The organism is Rhizobium sp. CFBP 13644 (genome assembly GCF_014842165.1).
In the GTDB taxonomy this organism is placed as follows: Bacteria; Pseudomonadota; Alphaproteobacteria; order Rhizobiales; family Rhizobiaceae; genus Agrobacterium; species Agrobacterium tumefaciens_C.
The window spans coordinates 1-19,449 of record NZ_JACYVF010000012.1 but is presented as its reverse complement, the minus strand read 5'-3'; the positions used below and the strand labels follow the sequence as shown (position 1 = coordinate 19,449).

The window sequence follows — 19,449 nt, the reverse complement described above, 5'->3', positions numbered from 1 at the left end:
ATAACCACGCTAGCAACTGTCAATGCAACTTTGGGAATGGCGGTTTGCCGCGAGCACGAAGTTTCGTTTGGAAGAGTTGGAAACCTAAATCCGCGGCCGGCTATTTCAACGGCCCAAATGCGACATGTCCCGAATGTCGAAAGGATGTGTATTTTATTCCATTCAGATCAGGTGGGGGAGCATATTTCGACCGCTTTGGTCCACCGTGGCCAAAACATCCCTGTACGGACAAGCCTCCCGAGTATTCACCTTTCACACGGTCTGGTAAAACTCGAATGCGGAGTTTGCCTACAGCTTGGGACAAATCCGGTTGGATCCCGTTTTTCGTGCGCAACATTGAAGCATTTGGATGCGGCACGATCATTCACGGTGCTTGCTTTAACAATCCGACAGTTTTTCACTTGGGTGTCTTGGCTGACATCTCGGTCGATTTGAACCGACCGGTCTTTCTCAAGGTATCATCTGATACATCAGTGGCGCTCGATTTTTTTCCTTTGACGGAAGTTGCTTCAATGACGGTTGAAGCGTTTCCGGATTGTCTAAATGTGATCGATCTTTTGCTGCGTCGCCCCCTTTAGACGCTTGATCCTCCTCGCGCAAAACCAGGGTATGCCACTACGATGAGCGAAGGGGCCAACAGAGGCATTCTTGTCACTACCAGCGGGTACGGGCCCGATGCATTCAATTTCGCATCGGATAAGCCGATCGAACTAATTGACGGCGGTTGGCTGCTCTATCTGCTTCAGGAGATAGGGACCGAGGCAAGGATCATCTTTCCGCCTTCTTCGTAATAGCTTCCGAAGAATACAGCGCGAGTGCCGATCATATAATCGGGTCTGTGCTCGACGGACTGCCAAATCGCCGAGCAGGGAGTGAAAGCATTGATTTGAAGGTACCGAAGCCACACGATTACTTGTCAGAGTTTCGATGTCTTCGAACTCCTTGCACTAAGCACGAGACGGAGCAACTAACAGAATTTGTTGAGCATGGCGCACTATGAAACATCACTACATTCCGCAGTTTTACCTCAAGCCGTGGCAAGGCGCCGATGGAAAGCTTGAAGTATTTCACCGGCGAACTGATGGCCTCATCGTTAGCAAGCGCATGCATCGTAAAGCCACAGGATATGCGGTAGATTTATATAAGCTTCCGGGTGTCTCTTTCGCCGACGAGCATAAAATGGAAAGCGCTTTCATGGCGCCTATCGATGATGAAGCAGTCCACGCTCGTGATCTGCTCTTGGGGGACATTACGCCAGCAGGCGGGAGAACCCGCAACGCTTGGGCGCGATTTGTCTTGTCTCTGATGCTGCGCAATCCGGAAGAAGTCGCCGCGTTCAAGAAAAGTTACACCGACCTCATTTTGACGCCACAGCGGGAATTTCAGTCGAAATACGCCGCAATCAAACAGGAGCAAGACCCGGCTCTCTTTGAAGATTGGATGGTGCAGTATGATGCGACGCACGTCGAACGGTCGGCGATGTTCGCTATCACGACCTTCATCGAACACCCACCAGTCCTGCGTCTTCTCCAAAGGATGCATTGGATGATTATTGATACCAGCTCTGTGAAACGACGGCTGATGACATCGGATCGGCCAGTGATGCTGACGCAAGGCATGTTGCAGTATGCAGGGCATTATGCACTTCCGATAAGTCCAACACGGCTATTCCTCGCGGCGACGACTGTTGATTTTGCTCAGCAATTTGCAGATTTGCGCCCGGGTAAAATTGTGCGAGAAATCAATAAGCTGATCGTAGGGCAGGCGCGGAAATACGTTTATGCTGTCGACGGCGCTCATCTGGCTGACGTCCGGCGCGAAATGGGAAAACAGCCCCCACCTACTATTCTGGCCCCTATGCTTAGGGCCGCCGAAAACAGGGGGGGATCCACGGACGAATGAAACCTGAAAAGACCTTTCATATCAATATTCTAACAAAAAATCTGAGTTTCGAGGGTTCATATTGGTTCAAGAGCTTTGAAGGTCTGGTCACTGCCTTGTGCAAAATCTACGTGACAGAGGTAAAAGAGAGACTGAATTCGAGCGCGTCGGACTTCGTCTCACCGGGCTGCAGCATTGAACGTTTTTGCGGTCGCAGGTCGGTTCTCAGCTCTATACTCAACGCTAACAAACCCGACTGATATGCACGCCACACTGCCAGTTCGGAAGTTGCTCTTGGCTATAAGAGAACGAAGCTGAAAACCTGCATCCGCGATTTGTCAGTACAACCTTCGCCTTGTGCGGCGTGATACGGCTATCAATGACATCAACTTTGTCTCCAAAGCCATCGTCTGGCCGCGGCGGAAGTAAATGAAAATCGTCGTGAAGACTTTCTGTAAGACCTTCAATCTGCAGCCCCCCATCGAGAGACGGATAGGCTCCTAGCCCTCCAAACCTAGCCTGCGGTTAGAATCTCCTGAAGCTCAGCTTCGAATGCTGCAAGGCGCGCGCCCACCATCGCTGAAAAGATGTGCTTCGCTCCGGCCTGAGTTCGAAGTGCGATTATTTCATCATCGAGGTCTTTCATCGCCTCCTCGCGATCGTCACCATTCAGCTTCATGGAATTCCTAGCTAGCTTCCTGATTGACTGTATGTGAGCGTCCAATTTCTGACGTATCTCAAGCCGACTTTGCACTAAGCCGAGCCGGTTAAGAGCGTAGATATGAATAGACGCGGTTGCTCGGGGACACTCGTTACCATGGCTATCGATCCGAGGCAAAACGACCGAAACCTCGGCATGAGGCCAGACGAGATGATTTTTTGGGTCCGACCGAGTAGGATCTATCAGAGCAGGACTCTCGATCGTGTTTGGATCCGTTTCTGGATCGGCCCAAGTGGCGTTTAAGGTGGGAAAGGAGTTTTGCTTTCCCACCGGTTCTGTGTCTCCGACACTAGATAGGGCGGCTTCGAGCTCGGTTAGCGACATTCCTAGCGGCGCTGAGACCTGCCCTCTGCGTCGGTTGCAGTCGATGCACGACGGTAAGAGGTTGTTCCAATCCGCGGCGAGCCACCAGTATCCTCGGTGATCGTGTCTTTCTTGGATGCCGCCCTTTGGTCGGTAGTGTTCGACATCCACCGGTTGGCCGGCTTCGTAGCGCGACTCGCAGTAGGCGCATTTACCATGGAAGAGGTTGCGTAGCGCTTGTTTGACCTCGTCACCTTTGTAAGCCTTGAATGGATAAGCCTTGTCAGGTGCGGGCACCTGCGCGTAGTAGGCCTTTGCTTTTCGGTATTCGGTGACGCCCGCACAGTCCTCTGACATAAGGCTGGTTGGCGCAGTAGTGGTGGAACGGTCGACGTACCGCATTAGTCCTCCAACGGTCTACGAAGCGCGTCGAGCATACGTTCGATGACTTCTTTCCGTGAAGTTGATCGTTCGATCGAGGGCAGCTCCTCACGATCTGCGAGGTAGCGGCCGAGTGCCTGTTGGGCAACCTGATCGGCGGCAGAATTTCCTAGAACCAAAGTGCCAAGCAGTCCATCGCCCAAGCGCTTCGCCTCGGTGGCAGCAGTCGGGTCGCCGGCTTTAGCCTGGATAAGCGCGGCCACATAGTCGGCGAGATCCGCTTCAACCTCGGGCGCCGCTGTGCTATTGAGACCGAAGTAATCCGATGTAAGAAGCTGTTCAGCCCGCATGCCCGTAATGTCCGGAAGGTCATCCAGCACGCTGACATGATGCATTTCGTCTTTAACCAAAACGGCAACCTCTCCATTGACCATGCCCCTTAGACAAAGAGGGTCATGAGTGGTGGCGATGAAAGTGACGTTGGGCATCGCACGTCGCAACGCCGACATCACGCGCATCTTCCAACGCGGATGAAGGTGTGTCTCGACCTCGTCTATCAGGACCACGCCGCAAGCGCTTTCCAGTTCAGGCTGATCACGCAATAGCTCGCGCATTATGTCGACGGCCATGGCGAAGAGCGAACGATAGCCCTCGCTCAGACGACTGACAGGCTCAAGTCGCCCTTGAACTCGAACACAGACGCCGATCTCGTCATCGAGAACAAGGTCATCGCTCATCCGAAGAGCGAGGATTTCTCTAAGTCCTCGAGCTACCGCATTGAAACGAGCCAAGTCATTCATAGCAATGTCGCGTAGCCAGACCGTCGGGTCCGGCAAAGCGACGGCTGGACGAAAAAGGCTTCGGACGCGCGCGGATTTAACTTTAGACCAACGTGCGCCGTCCTTTGAGTATCGGCGCGGCCCATATCCGATAATGACCGACCGGGGTTGCGGCGTGCTTATCAGGCGGCGCACAAGAGGATCGATGTGGAGCGTCGCGGGTTCGGTGCGGTCGTGGAACGTAATCTTGACCGTGGCCGCCTCAGTGTCGACCAACTCAAGTCTCTGGCGGCCCTTTCGACGAAGAAGATCTTCCGCCAAGACAAGGTTCGAACCATCGCGAGCACCCAAAATCGCTAGCGCTATGGCCTCCAACACGGAACTCTTTCCCGCAGCGTTTTCGCCCAACAGCATCAGCGCACCAGCCGATCCGCTTTCATGTCTGTGCGATGGTATTTTCAGCTTAAGGCGGTTGATACCTTTGAAATTGCTGATTTCAATTTGACTGACCGCGGCTGGCGACGGAGTAGAGGGAATATATGTTTGCTTGGAACCACCACTCTGACGTTCAGGGACTCGCGCCTCATCTACTTGATCGGCTGTGAGCTTGTTCAGTGCGTCGTATATGACCGCAGGGCTGAGACGCAGTATGCTTTCTATAACCTTCATAGATGGACCTACTATGTTCCCGCGGGGGCGCATTCCGGTCGCCGCCTTGAGCACGGAGCCCAAAAATTGGGCCGCTGCTCCGGCAAAACGCGCGTTAGGATCAATGAAGGTCTCAATGTACCGCGCAACGGGTTGCCGCTGGAGCTCTGTCTCGATCTGCTGAATGATTTCTTGGCGATCAATACATAGATGCGATCGATTGAGCCCAAAGACTTTGATTGTGCAGAGGCCTTTCTCCGAGAGTGCTCGATAACTCCCGTCACGTTGAATGTGAATATGGGCACTTGGATCGTCATAACATGGATCTACCAAAAGTGCCTGTTCGGTTGATCGTGCCTCTTGTACTGTAGAATACGGAAACGATCTTAGACCTGCGGTTGGAAAGTGACCACCTTTACGATTGTTGCAGTCCGCACAGGCCGGATAGATGTTGTCCCAATCGTAGGCCAGCCACGGATATAGCGACTTCGGACGTAAATGGTCGATTGTCGAGGGGGCACGACTCTCGCAGTAGGCGCACTTGTGCGAGAAAAGTACTTCCAAGCGCGGACGAACATCGGTTCGGAAGATGATTCGCTCATCGTATGGTGCGCGCCGCTGCGCCCTCTCGACGTCGGTCAGCTTCAAGAATTGATGAACTTGATCGAGCGCAACCTTGGCGCGCTCAGAGGTTAGGATCTCTGGGATCGGGGACCGGCTCCTGTCGACGTAACGCATGTACCATCCCCTATAATCGAACCTACTAAGTCGAACCGAATGCTTCCCGGCCTGTGGATACAATCGGTTCAATTAATTCGCAATTAAGAGTAGATTGATTTCATTGTGCAAGGCACGCGGCCGGATCGCCCAAGCAATTTAGTCGGTTCTCTGTCACCTGTAGAGAAGGCCGACGTCACAGTCCTATGGTTGAGCGCGCATCTCTTTTCCAGGCATACGCGGCAAGCATCCTCCCATTAACTCAAACGAGTGTGGTTGAGCGTTGAAGTTTGACCCCTTTCTGGGTGGAAGGATGACCCCGGTCGAACCTAGTTAACGCGCTGATCAAATTGCCATGTCTTCTGGTTGACTGGGGTCAGCCTTCGGCGCCGGGGTTAAAGACCACGCCGAAACCCAATCTAGCCGAGCAAAATCGAAAAGTTGCTAAGACGTCTCATTGGCTCTTGAAGGCTTACAATTTTCAAGTGAATCAACAGCTTATGAACTCGGCTCCGCAGACAGCGGTTCGAATCCTTTCAAGGCGATGAAGTCGGCTTGCTTGCGGCAAGCGAAGATGTTCATCAGCCGATGGAGTTCAGCGACTTACACCTCTACTGGGTTACCGCTTAAAAATTTCGCTGCATTGACCCCGCCAAAACCAAAACTGTTGGTTATCGCGTATTGGGTGTCCTATCCGCGCAGATTGTTTCCGACGAAGTCGATCCCGGTGGCTTCAGGGTCGGGATCAGCGTTGGTGCCGCTGAGTGTAGCGGTATTCTCGGAGCTTGAGTCATCTGGTCGAAACTTTGATTAGGGTGGCAGGATATATAGTGATGTAAACATTTGATTCGCAGGCGCCGAAGCTCGTTTTTAGCTCTGATTTTTTTTAGGATCATTATGGTGCGAAGGCTCGTTTGGCGTCGCCGTTCTTTTGGGCAGAATCACTCCAATTGTTTACTATTAGCTCGATTTTTAGAACAACGACATGATCTCGCTTGTGTCGTTTTGTCTGCTTTCATCGCGTTAATCGTCACAATTTTTGCGCTTCGAACGCAGGTGCCCTGTTCTGCTCTGCGACTTTGAGTGCCACAAGATCGGCCGGCGCCGCGCAAGCGGCGAAAATTCAACTTGGGCTGGTGCATGCCATAACGTCAGTCTTGCCCAGCGCCCATAGCCATAAGCGGCCATATTTGCCGCGTCGATGGCCTCGCTTTTGCTCAAGGATCCGAGTGAACGGATGGAGGCTTTGAGTTTCATCACATCGGCACGTTGGTAGGCGATGCTTGCCTAGAGGCATGCTTTCAGGAGCATGAGCTCGGAGCCACCCGTCTGCTCGCATATGATGAAGTCGGGCTGCATCGCCTTGAGCAGCTTAATAATGCTGCGGCGACCATTGGCAAAGGTGATGATACGCTTACCATGGCTTGCAACGAGATTAACCATCTGGGCAAGCTTGTATATCACTGACGTTCTGAGGTTATTCAATGATGCTCGCATTTTTGGACTGGGTAACTGAATAACGCACGACGATTTTAACAGTAAGGTAAGAATTGCAATTTCGCAATTTTGCGAAGATTGATTGAGCTAGCCTAATAGGGAAATGACCGGAATTCGCCATGAGGCGGAACAACGGCCATGAGTATTTCCTCAAAAGAGTGTGATACTCTCGCCGCACGCGCCTCCCTTCGCTTGATCAACCTAATTGATTTATCAAACTCGAAACTCACAAATTGGTAGCCGCCAGGCAGTTCTGCAGTTGACGAAAGCTGCCTCGACGGGTGTCGTGAATTGCAGCGATCAAAGTGTCCTGCCACTCCTCATCGCCAACAAACCTCGTTGCAGAACGAAACTTCTGTTCAAGTTCATCCCACTTCATCAACGGCTCACCTTTCGGGGCAGTCGGCTTGGATTCATACCGTTTATCCCCACAGACGACGGTGACCTGAGCCAGTATCTTCTTGGGGTAAAGGTTGTGTAGTTGTTCGTCGAGGAAGAGAGAGACTCTAGCGGCAAGTTCCTTAGCACCTTCCAACTTAATCGTATGGAAGGTGACAGGCGTGAGAACTTCGAATCCGTGTAGAGCCGCGGCGGCAAGACAGTACGGAATGCTGTACTGCACATCGATGAGATTTCCAGGACGCGGTCGGTTGGAGATGCGCATTCCATCACCATGAATTCTGACTTCGATCGAGTCGATTTCAGTCGCCTTGATGTTGTGTTGCATTAAGAGCTGGCGCAACGCTTCGAGAGGTGCGTGGATGTGGCGACAGCAGGCATACGGCTTGAAATAGGTCTGGCAGATATGCAGAGCCTCGCCAAGCGCGAGTTTCTTTGGAAAGGTGTAGTGCCGTGCGCTCTCGAGTATGTTGCGTGGGCCAGTGTGACCTGCTTCAGCCATGTAGAGAGCGGTCAACCCCGTAACTACGGACCAGGGAATTCCTTCTTTGACAGCAGCTCCCTCTGGGGCGGGAACCCTTGGAGAAGGCCCACCTGCAAAGGCTTGAATTGGAGCGCTTTCCCCAGCGATGGCAAACGCGTGTTCAATCTGTTCCAACGGTGTGCTTCGAAGGACGGCCGCGGTCGCAACAACGCCATAGGCGGTCCAGGTTCCAGAGCTACCGTAAGTCGTTCTAGCACTTCCTACAGCAACGCCGACTTCGTAGCCGACCACAATGGAGTTGAGGATCTGTTCGAAAGTCGCCTCGACTTCAAGACCGACTGCAAACGCGACCGGGATAATTGCAGCGCCTGGATGGCCGCGAGCAAAACGATTGCCGTCATCAAGATCAAGGGCCGCGGAAGAAGAAGCGTTCGCCCACGCAGCGCCGATAACGGAGCTTGTTTGGCCGGTAAACCAGATAGCAACTTCTCCAGGTCCGAAGATTGTTGACGAAACGGTGCGAATTGCGGTCGGGCCAACGTCCTTAGTACCGACTGCGGCTGCTATGATGAGATCGAATACGCATTGCAGAGCGGCGTCCCTAGCAGACTTTAAAGGAGCACTTTTGCCCGCAGTGACAACATAGCTAGCGAGCTCCGTGACGTGGGGGAAAAACGTTTCAGACATGGTGTGATAGTGCTGGTATGAAATGTTGAATAGGAAGAGTTTTTCAGAAAATATGATGATTGAAAAACGAGCTTCATGAGCGGCGAGGTGTGTGGTTTATATACATAAGCGAGACCACCTTTATCAGTGGCACTCAATCAGAACAGAGAAAGTCTTGAAGAATTCCGCTAGGAGCAACCGGTTAGGGCGCAATTATTCGCGCTGCAGCTGAGCAAGTTTGCGGGATTTCTATGTGATACGATTGGATGCCCGAGGTAGTCTGAGACAACAATGCTCGGCGCGTCGTCATTGTACCAGATGCGTTTCGCCGATTTGCCTTCCAAGCAATGAAGGCGTCAAGCTAGTGATACGTTGGCTCCCCTCTTCGTATCATCGGAAATGAGTAGCGTTGTTAGTGGCTCGGCGAGAGCTGCAACTGAGCAAGTTTGCGGGATTTCTCTTCGATGAGAGTGGATGTTTAAGCTGAGCTGAGACAAGTTTACGTGGCGATTCTCATGGTTCCAAATGTAAAGAACGGTGAGCAGGCTTCATTTGCAGGTTTAAAACGAGATCTTCCACCAAGAATGACGGCGCCCAGAAAGACTGCGTTACTTCGCTCGTAAGGGCACCACCAGTTTTATGATTTGCAGGATCGGGTGGGTCGATGATGATGATATCAATAGTGCGGATTTCTCCACCACGCGTCGGGATCGCCGAAATTGCAGTGATCGCTTGTTCCCTCTCATTAGTTCAAACAGAAACCGATGCATTAAGTGTGTGCCATGGTCGATGTATGCATGACGTATTTAAGGATCATTGCCAGGACGCCAACCCTCAACGTAACATTCAGTTGAATTGTAAAGAACTTTTATTTTCAGGTACTTAGCGGTCACCCTTATTTTCCTGCTCAGTGATAAAAAGCGATTATTAATCGTCAATACATTTTCAATTTTGGGTCATGAAAAAATTATTATTGGAACCAATGTTAGATTTGAAAACAAGATACTATCTCAAAATACCTACGACTTCCCATTACATCGAAGATCCAACCATTGCCGTCTGCCTAAGGAAACCACGGAACCCGTCAGAAGCAACCAGACGCGAGATCCATAGATCGAAAGCCTTGTAACGATCCAAGGATGCGGGGGTCCCGAGCTTGCTTACATCCTCTGAAATGTCCATGGCAGAAAACATATCCGCCATGTTGGCTCGGACATTAGGATCGTATGATGTCAGCTTTGACCGATCCATTCCAGACAACGCTAGAAAGGCGTCGGCTTTAGCGCACTGAGGGATTGCCCCAAGGTTTCCGCTACTTAAGTGGCTTCGGTCCACTTCCTCCAGTAGATCGAGCCCTTGCAAGAACACATCATACAGGCTGTCCCACTCTGGCTCCTGAAAATCACGGTCGCCCGCTTCGGTGACTTCGTCCTGATGGCGATGAGCTGTCATGAGCAAGATGAACGCATCCGTTTTTTGCACTTTCGATGACTTGGTGTCAGCCTTGTCGCGTGCGTGAGATCGAACGGACGGAAGCTTGGCTTTCAGCATGTGGATCATTGCAAAAACGCTGCGAATGACTGGCATGATGTATGGCACCAGGAATGGACCCGTCTTGTGGGCTATCGTCCCGGCGAGCACAGAAAGGATGACGGTCATCGCCGTTTGCAGTCGTTGATTGTCGAAGACACCAGAGCCCCCAGCAAACAATGGGATCGAGTGAAAAAAAATATTGAAGATCACGTTGATACCAGCTTGCGAGAGGATATGCATCGTCTGGGCAGTGTCGTGCTTCCTATTGCAAGTTGACTTAATCAAACGGTAGAGGAAGTAGATTGCCCACGTGACATTGATCCCCAGGGCAGCATCGTTGTCACCAGTTGAGGATGTAACAATGACTGCTATGATCCCGCCCAACGTAGTGACGCCAATCTTCTCCATTCGATCAGGGTCGTCCTTGTCATCCGCGGAAGAATCGTCTCCAGCGACGGTTGTTAGGCCCGCAATGAGCTGACTGAACTCGCCCATCAGTCGTGCAAAGAGCGAACCAGTAGCGTGATCGACCTTGAATTCCGCCTTCAACAAAGTCAGCATTTCGACTAGCTTCTTGAGGTCACTAATCTCGATATCCAGCTCTTGGGCGATCCGGTGAAGGTTGCCGGCCTCAGGGTCATTTCCGGCTTCACGAAGAAGACCTGCGATTTTCTCTCGCTTTTGTTTCTCGCCGTGTTCCTGGAACTCTTGGAGTCCCATTACACCAAGAACGAGAGCAATCGAACTCCCCAAATTTATCCCCTTATACGTCGAAGTTCCGTAAAAGGCTTCCTCGAAGATGGCTACCGTGTAGAGGACTTGGGTCGGGGCGGGGACAATCACTCGCTGCACAAACATGTCGGCAAGCGTCTTCCAATTGGCCGTCCGGCTGTAGATCATGCCCAAAAAAACGCTGATCGTGCGGTTGTTGCTTGGAATGCGGAGAGGTTGAAACGAGGTGTCCCGCTTGTTGACAGCGATGAATTGGAGCCAAGCAATTATGATGACACCAAGGCTTGTCGAGCCGGCCTTCAGAGCGAATGACGGACCTTCTTCAATGGAGGCAAGGTCAGCTTCGACTGCATCAATGTGGCTGGCAATGAATTGCTGCACATTAGCGTGTTGGGGCGAGCCTTGTGGGATCTTGTCAACGATGGTTTGAAGCTTTCGGTGCAGAGCGTCGAGAGCGCGATATTGAATGCGCGCTTGTTCGTTGAGATATTCTTCGTTGTCACCGTCAAAATAGGCGATCAGGGCAGCAACAGTGGTTTCATCCTCAGGTTTGAGGTCTCCGAAATAAGTGCTCATGATCGCTCTCAGCTTCGGGTTGAATTTCGTATCAGCCTTCGGCTTAAGCAGGTCGCAGAACGCTTTGGTTTGGAATGGGTTCGCATCGTCAATGTGGGTGGTATCAGTCGCTGCGTTGATGACGAGCTGAGCAGCTTTATTGAGGATGTTTTGAAGAACCTCGAAAGGCTTGACGGCGTTGGCATCGACCGAAGACATGATGATTGATGAAGAGCGTACGTTGAGAGCACGAACGAGATTGATTGGAATTAGGGATATGGGCTGTTTGTGAATGGATTGAATGGAGCAAATAATGAGGAAAGAATGTGAATGAATTAACAAACTATTTGTAGCTCAAGCTTGATGATGGAACTTACCCATCGGACCAAAATTGCTCCGTTATTCCTAAATTTTACGAAACTGCTCCACACAATGGTTTTCGTTGATCCATTGGTAGCGTGCGCTAATCTCGATCTTGCGAGGGAGTGGGTGAATGCGTCACGCATCACCTCAGCCGCAGCTTGGCGTCGTATTCCTTCCGTGCCAAGGTTAGGCAGCAACATATTCGATTACGTGGACCAATAAAAAAAAGCCGCAGTGAACACTGGCTGTTCAAGAAGTGACACGTTGTCTCAACGCATTGTCAACCCCTCAAGTCAGCCGCAGCTTGGCGTCGTATTGCCTCCGTGCCAAGGTTAGGCAGCAGCCATTCGATCACGTGGACCAATTAAAAAAAAGCCGCAGTGAATAGTGGGTGTTCAAGAAATGACACGCTATCTCAACGCATTGTCAACCCCTCAAGTCAGCCGCAGCTTGGCGTCGTATTGCCTCCGTGCCAAGGTTAGGCAGCAGCCCATTCGATTACGTGGACCAATTAAAAAAAAGCCGCAGCGAACACTGGCTGTTCAAGAAATGACACGTTGTCTCAACGCATTGTCAACTCCTCAAATGAACCAAAGCCGTAGAGCTTAAATAGATGGCCTGAACAGCCCATACTTTGTCAACCAAACACACTTCATCGCAAACCTTGATACCATCGATACTACATTTTCAATACCTTTCACCAAACACGCAAGCCTTCAAAAGTAAGCAGACTTTCTAAACACATTAACGATTTACTAACCCGCGATTAGTGTCTATCCGCGTCGCAATTCTCGGCACTGGCAACCTTGGTTGTTCGTTTGCTGTTGATCTCATGGCCCGCGGGCACGAGGTGATCATGTGGGCGCACGAGGATCATCGGTCCATGTTCAACAAGATCCAAGCCAGCGGTCGTCTGGAAAACATCAAGGAGTCCGTTGTGCAGGGAACTTTCGAACCCGAAACGACTGCCAGCATAGCCGACTGCGTTAACTCTGCGGCAATCCTCCTTGTTACAGTCCCGGCCAGCGGCCACGATGAGATCATCAGCGCTCTCAAGCCATACGACCTGAGCAAGCATATGCTCATCACTGTCCCAGGCACCTTTTTCTCGCTCGCAGCGAGGAAGGACGGGCTGCAAGCTGGGATGATCCTCGAGACAGCTACCTCTCCGTATGGATGCCGCCTGGTCGACGACAAAGTCTTCGTCAAGAGCACCAAGCGCGTCATTCAAATCGCCGCTTTTCCCCCCGCTATTCGTGATGACCAGAAAACTGCCGCCGCAGCCGTCTTCCCTCAGCCCCTTGATTGGCGCAAGAATGTACTCGAGATTGGCTTCATGTGCACCAATGGTGTCGGACATCCCCCTGCTGCGATCCTCAATGCAGGGCGCATCGAATCAACCCAAGGCGACTTCCACTTTTACCGTGAAGGCATGACCCCTTTTGTTGGAGAAATTACCGAAGCCGTCGACGAAGAACGCCGCGCGGTTGCACGAGCATACGGCATCGCCGTACCCTCTGTCATCGAGGTCTTGAACCTTTGGTACGACATGAACGCCGAGAAGTATTCGACTTTTGCCCACGACACTGTTCCCCATAACCAGACCAAAGGCGCCCCAACCCACATGAAGCATCGCTACATCATCGAAGACATTCCCTTCCTCCTAGTTCCTTGGGCAGAGTTCGGAAAGAAAGCCAACATCGCAACCCCAAACATCGATGCGCTCATTCTCCTCGCATCGACTGGCAACAATGCCAACTACATACACGATGGACGCAACCTCACCGCCTTGGGCATCCAGGGCTGCTCGGTTGATGAGATTCTGGGCATCGTCGCCTGAGTTTGTCAGAGCTACTGCAGTTACGAAAAACCTGGCCTTCCGTTCCGTCTAATGTTCACGTTCTTTTCGTTGAAATCATAAATAGAAAATATATATCACTGTCTTTACCGCTATAAAAAATGCTACATAGTGAATTGATTATTAACACCGCGATCTTGAAGATCCAATTGTCATTTCACGGTATTTGAAACTCACAAATGCATACATTACTTACTATTATTCTAATAAGTTAGTCGATAAACATTCAATTCCGAGAACTACTCGTGATTATATCGGCAGGTCAAACCAACATAAATGAAATCAGAATGAAAGCTGGGTCGGCAACATAAGTAATAATTTTATCACAAGATAGAATACTTTAAATTTGTCCTATATATGCCTCCTAAGATTACCTGTTCGACGTGCCATGGAAGGCGCAGGCTACGTGAGTCTGCAACTAGGCAGCAGCGCTTAGAATAAATGACTACGTAAACACTCGAACTAAGCCTGCCTTTGCCGAGCCACATATGTCTCACAATCCATTTGTAGGCCACGTATCACCCTGGCGCATAGCAATGATGGCCAATCGGAAGTTGCCTCTCACATCGTGATCATCAGCGATCAAAATCAACAATTCGAAAGGTTTCCAAGGATCATAGCAGAACATGGATCAACGCGACGGCATAATAGGGTGGATCAAAAAAACATACCCCGTAGTACTGCAAAGGCCCATTACATCAAGGAAAACCCTTATTTGTTGCAATCATGATGTCCTCCACCAGTCGAAGACAGAATTTCCGAATGCTACGCTCGACTGTTGGATGCAGGGCAACGATATTTTGCTGCATTTGTTTAACTGTCTAGTGGAACTCGAAATTTCGTTGGAGGCAAGCCAGGGGCCGTGACAAAATGCATTTTTATTTAGCTAGAATATATCCGAGCCCTAAAATATTGTCACGTACGCTACATAAAACATCTAGGTAAAAATGCACTTAAATCACCCTGAAACCATATGAAATAATAATGTCAACGATGCATTTTTAACTGTGATGGATTGAGAACTTTGTTCATTGCGGAAATACCAAATACCAAAATTTCAATTCTTCGTTGGGCGCGTTCGCCGAGCCATCCACGGTCTACCTTCCTCAATTTTTTTCGCTAACTGTGCCAGATTCTCCATCGATTGGTCAGCAAGGCAGAGCGAGCCATATCCAGGGCCACTGTCCTTGCAGTGATCTCCCCGAACCCAGATGCTGGAGTACCCCTTCCATCGCTTGCTAGCGTGTAGCTCACGCCAACTCTTCATTCTGACGCAGAGGGTGCGTTGTTGCGGATAATCAGCCTTCTCCTCCAGAATGAGTCCAGTTTTTTCGCCTATAAGGTGTGCTGCCACTTCTCGCGCCTCGAAAAACAGCTCCGTGAATTGCTGCGAGCCCCGAAGCGTATCGAATACGAGCTTGCAGTCGTCCTCAGCCTCCTCACACCAGACAGCAGATTGCTGATGATCGTGAACGAAAGCGCGAAACGTTGAGCGGGCGGCATCGAGGTCACTTTCGTCGACGACGCAGTTGAACTGCTTGAGCCATGCTTTCGATGGCTGTGGCTCTTCTGAGCTCAAGTGAAGGACAAGCGGGTGGCGGCGGTGACGGCGGATCGTTTTCAGCGCTTCCAGAACCGTATTTCCAGAGCGCTTGCGGAGGACCGCGGTAAGATTCTTAACGTGGTAAACACGCTTTGACTGATTAGAATATGCATACACACTGAGAGAGACATATCGTACCGTTTGCTTTGTCCGAGCCATTGTCTGATCGTGATAATTTAGTCAAAGTGCTCACGGGAGGAAGTCACCGAAGTTTATCAAGGAGAGGTCGCAGGAGGTGCAGTTTTAAATGGCAATGGGAAGGTGGGTAAACATCCACTTTTTAGGCAGCAGCGACACACACTTAAATACGTCACATCCATGCGCAAACCAATAAAACTGGTCAACTGCCAAGCCAGATGCGTTACACATTCCATGTGCAGGAATTTTGCGAGCTGAGGGGCTGTGTTCAGCACAAACCTGTTTTCGCAGCCTTTTCGTCATAATGCGCTCACGATCTTCAAACGCCATCCAAAAAACGAAGGGTCCAAGCCACATAGCGGCTTTGCCCACTGGTTTGACCTATCGGCACCCTACTAGGCGCAAGCCGTGAAACTGAGATTAGGCAGTAACGAGCAGAGCAGATGACTGCATGCAGAGATCAATAAAACTCGGTCAGCTGCCAAGCCAGATGCGTCACACATTTCATGTGAGGGCGTCACACCACGGAGATAGAAACCCACCACGCGTCACCAAGTGCGTCATGTCTCAGCTTTCGGAGGGAATATCTGCCCTAGCTGACGTGTCAAACTTGGCATAAGTCCTTGGCGTGCATTAGCTCATTGGCATTCTTGGCACTGTGCTTGGGCACTTACTTGAAGTCATGTATACAGATGTATTTTTGGTTATGTGGGAAATTAAAGATAGTCGTATAGGGCACTAAAAGGTTTTCTCTCAAATCTTCCGTCAACATTCACCTATGGACGCATCTCAAACAAAAATGAAAATTGGTTCCGACAGCACTCAAAGTATCTACTGCTCAATCTTCTCTTTCACGTCCTCGTCCTTTCCCTTTAGCTGCATGAAAGGTAGGAATTCCTTAAGACCCTTCTTCAAGTTCTCCAGTGCGTCTCCTGCTTCTGCTTTTACTTCTGCCCGTGCCTCAGCCACCATTTCGTGAACCTTATAAAACACCGCCCACGCAGGAACGTCATGGGGTAAGTGGATTTGCTTGTACTTGTCGTCGTCAGGCGGGAGGGTGCACAAGACAATTGAGATGTCAGCTATCTTCATGAGTGATCTGTACTCAGGGTGAGTGATGACGGCGATGTGGACCTTTCTCTGATAGTCCTGCGCTCGGATCTCGTAGTCTCTGTATGCCTCGACATAGCCTCGGTAGCCGTCTGGACGGGCGGGTACATCGTTTGCGTACGTCTCATCCTTGCAGTACTCGAATCCATAGCCACTTTGGCTCACAACGACCTTGAAAAATGCTGCGCAGACTTGGCCGATGAAAGTTGTTTGTTGGAAGTAGGCGCATGGATGGAGTGATTGAAGTAGCACCTTCATTTCCTTTGCAGGGAACGGTGTGTGAGCAGGCCAGAATGCGGATCCAGAAGCATGAAGATAGATCTAGTGCAGTGTTAGGGTACGAGATTCTGTGGCTCTAGAATGGTACTCACTTCTTTCGACCTAATAAGTTCTTTGAGGTTCTTCGATTCTGAAAGCAATTTCAAGTCCATAACAAAGCTGTGGTCGTCTGTCTCGCTGGTGTTTTCGTAATCCCATTCGTCCACAGTGTGGTGGACACGCGGGTATGGTGTGGTGCTCCGGTAGGCCATGATCGAGTATGAGCCCTTGATTCACTGAGTTGAGTTTGATGATAAGGGGTTTTCCCACCGAACGCAGAGCTGCTTATATAGACTATGTCGGGCTAAAGTCGTTCCGACTGAAAGAGATTAGCCGTTAGCCAAGCGGAGCTGGAAACTGCGGCGTCCTTGGCGGAAAAGTCACAACGACACTAGCAGGTGCCAAGCCAATAGTCTGACGCGAAGCAGTTGACGCTTCCGTTATGGTTGCATAGTAACGGACAGGGAGGAAAGCTAAGCGGAGCTGAAAACTGTGGCGTGCCTGGCGGAAATGTCACGACGACACTAGCAAGTGCCAAGCCAATAGTCTGACCCGAAGCAGTCGACGCTTCCGTTATGGTGGCGTGCCGTTATCATGGTAACGGACAGGAAGGAAAGCCAAGCAGAGCTGAAAACTGTGACTTGCGTTCCGAAACAATACGACAGCACTAGCGGTGCCAAACCAATAGACTAATGCCAAGCGGACGACGCTTCCGTTCACGTTCATTCATCGCCAGCTTGGCTAATGGCCGCCCAACATGTCACGAGAGAAGGGAACTAGACCCAGTGGATGTATGGGTAAGGATTGCACGCGAACAGACTTCTAAAATAGCTAAAACTATTTATCCGCTCGAGCTCCCCTCGCTCGAAATTTTGAGCTCGACCAGCCAGTTAAAAAAGTACTCCAAGCTGTCATATCCCTGCATCCAACAGTCAAACGTAGTACGCGGAAATTCGATCTCGGACTGGTGGAGAAACACCACGATCGCATCTGATGGGTAGTGTTCTTTGATGTAGTGTGCCTTTGCTGTTCTGCGAGGAATATTCGTTTGATTAACGCCGGCGTAGCGTTGTGTCGCTCCGTGATCCGCGATGACATTCGGGAATCCAACGAATTTTCGGTCCTTATCGCTGAAGATCACAATGTGGGAAGGGTATTCGATGGCGCAAGCTTTGACTGCTTCATGGCTTCCCTTGTCTTTGTCAAACAGTTCGTCCTCGATGACCAAAAGGACCTGTATTGTCAGCGGACATCTGAGGAATTGTCGTAATCACGTACCTTCGTCGGATCGCTGACTATCTGTCTGAGTTGAACCTCATTTAAAAACTCCCGCATTATAAAGTCTTGTACGAGTTCTTCGGTGTTGCGAGCCATTCTGACGGTGAGAGAGAGGACGGATACAGGTGATGCGAAGATTTGCGGGTGCGGGCTTGCGGATTGTATCCTGGTCTTTATTTCTGCTCTAAGCGCATATCGGTCTCAGTAATGTGGCCGCCATATGGATTGTGGAAATGGGACTGGTTCGATGCGCGATTTTGAGCGTGCCTATCATTCTGATTCCGGCGCTGCTGCCTAGTTTTCAGCTGCTGCCTGCGGCATATTGATAGGTTGCAGATACGGCGAAGGCGCTAAATTTCTTGGCGCTTTGATCATCTCGCTCAGTGTTCCAAACAGTGAGCACATTATGACGAAAAGAAAAATAAAAACAGGTATTTGGCTGAACACAGCCTTTCATCTGCCAAGTTCTAATAGGAAATCATACGATCGGTTAAGGGACCTCGTATCAGCTCGTATTGGCGCAGTTTTCTGGATCACGCATGCGCTCTCGATGCGGCATGAGGCAGGGCACAGTGCAATATAAAACCACATGCGCAATCGCCTTTGGAAGCTCAGATCACATCTGACCTTCACACTACTGTCACCGACCTATACCAGAAGAAACGGTCACCAATTCTACGATCATGGACGGCAAAAAAATCTTCGATGAGGCTGTCTGCCGGCGTGTGCTTGCTGCGTTGTCGCAGGGAAATGTAAGTTGTCTGGGACGACAATTTTTCACGATCTGATGTGTGATAGTTGGTCATAAGCATTTTACCTTTCAATTTGCTGCAGAGCAGCCGAAAGAAGGTGGACCTAGAGCGACTTCAAAATGACGCGAATGTCTCCGTCGCTTGCTACACGACTGAGACCATGTCCCATCTCCTTGGACAGGGAGCGAACCTCTTTCTGCATGTTATTGCAGATAATTTGGAGACCTTTGGTCGTGATGGAGGTTCAGAGCTGTTGAGGCTTTCTAGCACTGATACGGCAGAGCGATACCTGGAAGCGTTCAATGCTGTTAAGAGTTTGCGAGAGTGGAAGAAGAGATATCATCTTGTCGTCGTTTCGAAGGCATTTGGTCTTGACCCGGAAGACTTCAATGTTTCGGTTGAGCAGGGACATGTGATGGATGTGAGGGATAGCAATGTCAGAAATGTCGAGAGGGTGATTGAGTGGCTGTGCAGCGCAGCTGACGCGTTGTAATCATCGCTTAGAATAGCATTTTCGAATGTTGGCAGTTTTATCCGGGATGCGCAGTTTCACATACATATCTGCCGAGGCGCCAGGTCAGACTAGTGGCTTAGCTGTCAATCGGCGTTGAATATTGACCCCGTATCGGCGTCCAATTTTGACCCCCTGTATGCGATCAGCGCTTGGCCTGCCCGGCGCTGGCCGGGATTGCAGAGGGTAGGCCAAGTGCGGGTGATGGGTAACCGGTGTTCC

Annotated in this window: 13 protein-coding genes; 5 read left to right on the top strand and 8 right to left on the bottom strand. The window is 50.6% G+C overall.

All coding sequences use genetic code 11. The features are described 5' to 3' along the window. The first annotated feature begins 326 nt into the window (after positions 1 to 326). From IFT53_RS21655 to IFT53_RS21645, 3 genes are all read left to right on the top strand, one after another. Positions 327 to 578, top strand: coding sequence for a hypothetical protein (locus tag IFT53_RS21655; protein WP_192067919.1), 252 nt, complete (start codon positions 327 to 329; stop codon positions 576 to 578). 42 nt (positions 579 to 620) lie between these two features. After that, entirely contained in the window at positions 621 to 791 is a 171-nt protein-coding gene (locus IFT53_RS24220; protein ID WP_192067917.1) for a restriction endonuclease, read from the top strand. Between the two features lie 205 nt (positions 792 to 996). After that, positions 997 to 1,902 (top strand): DUF4238 domain-containing protein, encoded by a 906-nt coding sequence (locus tag IFT53_RS21645; protein WP_192067915.1) that lies wholly within the window; start codon positions 997 to 999, stop codon positions 1,900 to 1,902. 493 nt (positions 1,903 to 2,395) lie between these two features. Here IFT53_RS21645 and IFT53_RS21640 read toward each other — a convergent pair whose 3' ends face one another. The 5 genes from IFT53_RS21640 to IFT53_RS21620 all read right to left on the bottom strand — a co-directional run bounded on the left by IFT53_RS21640 (position 2,396) and on the right by IFT53_RS21620 (position 11,515). Beyond that, on the bottom strand, positions 2,396 to 3,307 hold the full coding sequence (locus tag IFT53_RS21640) for an HNH endonuclease (RefSeq protein WP_192067913.1): 912 nt from the start codon (positions 3,305 to 3,307) through the stop codon (positions 2,396 to 2,398). Then, a complete protein-coding gene (locus tag IFT53_RS21635) occupies positions 3,307 to 5,451 on the bottom strand; it encodes an AAA family ATPase (protein ID WP_192067912.1) in 2,145 nt (714 codons plus the stop codon). Before IFT53_RS21635 ends, IFT53_RS21640 begins: the two co-directional genes overlap by 1 nt. A 1,266-nt stretch (positions 5,452 to 6,717) precedes the next feature. Continuing rightward, positions 6,718 to 6,873 (bottom strand): hypothetical protein, encoded by a 156-nt coding sequence (locus tag IFT53_RS21630; RefSeq protein WP_192067910.1) that lies wholly within the window; start codon positions 6,871 to 6,873, stop codon positions 6,718 to 6,720. Positions 6,874 to 7,153: 280 nt separating this feature from the next. After that, the gene (locus IFT53_RS21625; RefSeq protein WP_192067908.1) at positions 7,154 to 8,497 is read right to left on the bottom strand and encodes an MmgE/PrpD family protein; all 1,344 of its coding nucleotides are present in this window, start codon (positions 8,495 to 8,497) and stop codon (positions 7,154 to 7,156) included. Between the two features lie 1,011 nt (positions 8,498 to 9,508). Further along, positions 9,509 to 11,515: a hypothetical protein gene (locus IFT53_RS21620; protein ID WP_192067906.1), complete on the bottom strand. Its 2,007-nt coding sequence runs from the start codon at positions 11,513 to 11,515 to the stop codon at positions 9,509 to 9,511. A 913-nt stretch (positions 11,516 to 12,428) separates the two neighbouring features. Between IFT53_RS21620 and IFT53_RS24105 the strand changes: the two genes are divergently transcribed. Continuing rightward, positions 12,429 to 13,499, top strand: coding sequence for an NAD/NADP octopine/nopaline dehydrogenase family protein (locus IFT53_RS24105; protein WP_192067905.1), 1,071 nt, complete (start codon positions 12,429 to 12,431; stop codon positions 13,497 to 13,499). Positions 13,500 to 14,574: 1,075 nt separating this feature from the next. On the opposite strand, the gene IFT53_RS21610 is transcribed toward IFT53_RS24105, so the two are convergent. The 3 genes from IFT53_RS21610 to IFT53_RS21600 form a co-directional block, all read right to left on the bottom strand. Next, positions 14,575 to 15,279, bottom strand: coding sequence for a hypothetical protein (locus tag IFT53_RS21610; protein ID WP_192067903.1), 705 nt, complete (start codon positions 15,277 to 15,279; stop codon positions 14,575 to 14,577). Between the two features lie 810 nt (positions 15,280 to 16,089). Continuing rightward, positions 16,090 to 16,620, bottom strand: coding sequence for a hypothetical protein (locus tag IFT53_RS21605; RefSeq protein WP_192096962.1), 531 nt, complete (start codon positions 16,618 to 16,620; stop codon positions 16,090 to 16,092). Between the two features lie 907 nt (positions 16,621 to 17,527). Then, positions 17,528 to 17,914, bottom strand: a complete 387-nt coding sequence (locus tag IFT53_RS21600) for a hypothetical protein (RefSeq protein WP_192067899.1) — start codon at positions 17,912 to 17,914, stop codon at positions 17,528 to 17,530. 962 nt (positions 17,915 to 18,876) lie between these two features. Between IFT53_RS21600 and IFT53_RS21595 the strand changes: the two genes are divergently transcribed. Continuing rightward, a complete protein-coding gene (locus tag IFT53_RS21595; RefSeq protein ID WP_192067897.1) occupies positions 18,877 to 19,209 on the top strand; it encodes a hypothetical protein in 333 nt (110 codons plus the stop codon). Positions 19,210 to 19,449 lie beyond the last annotated feature (240 nt).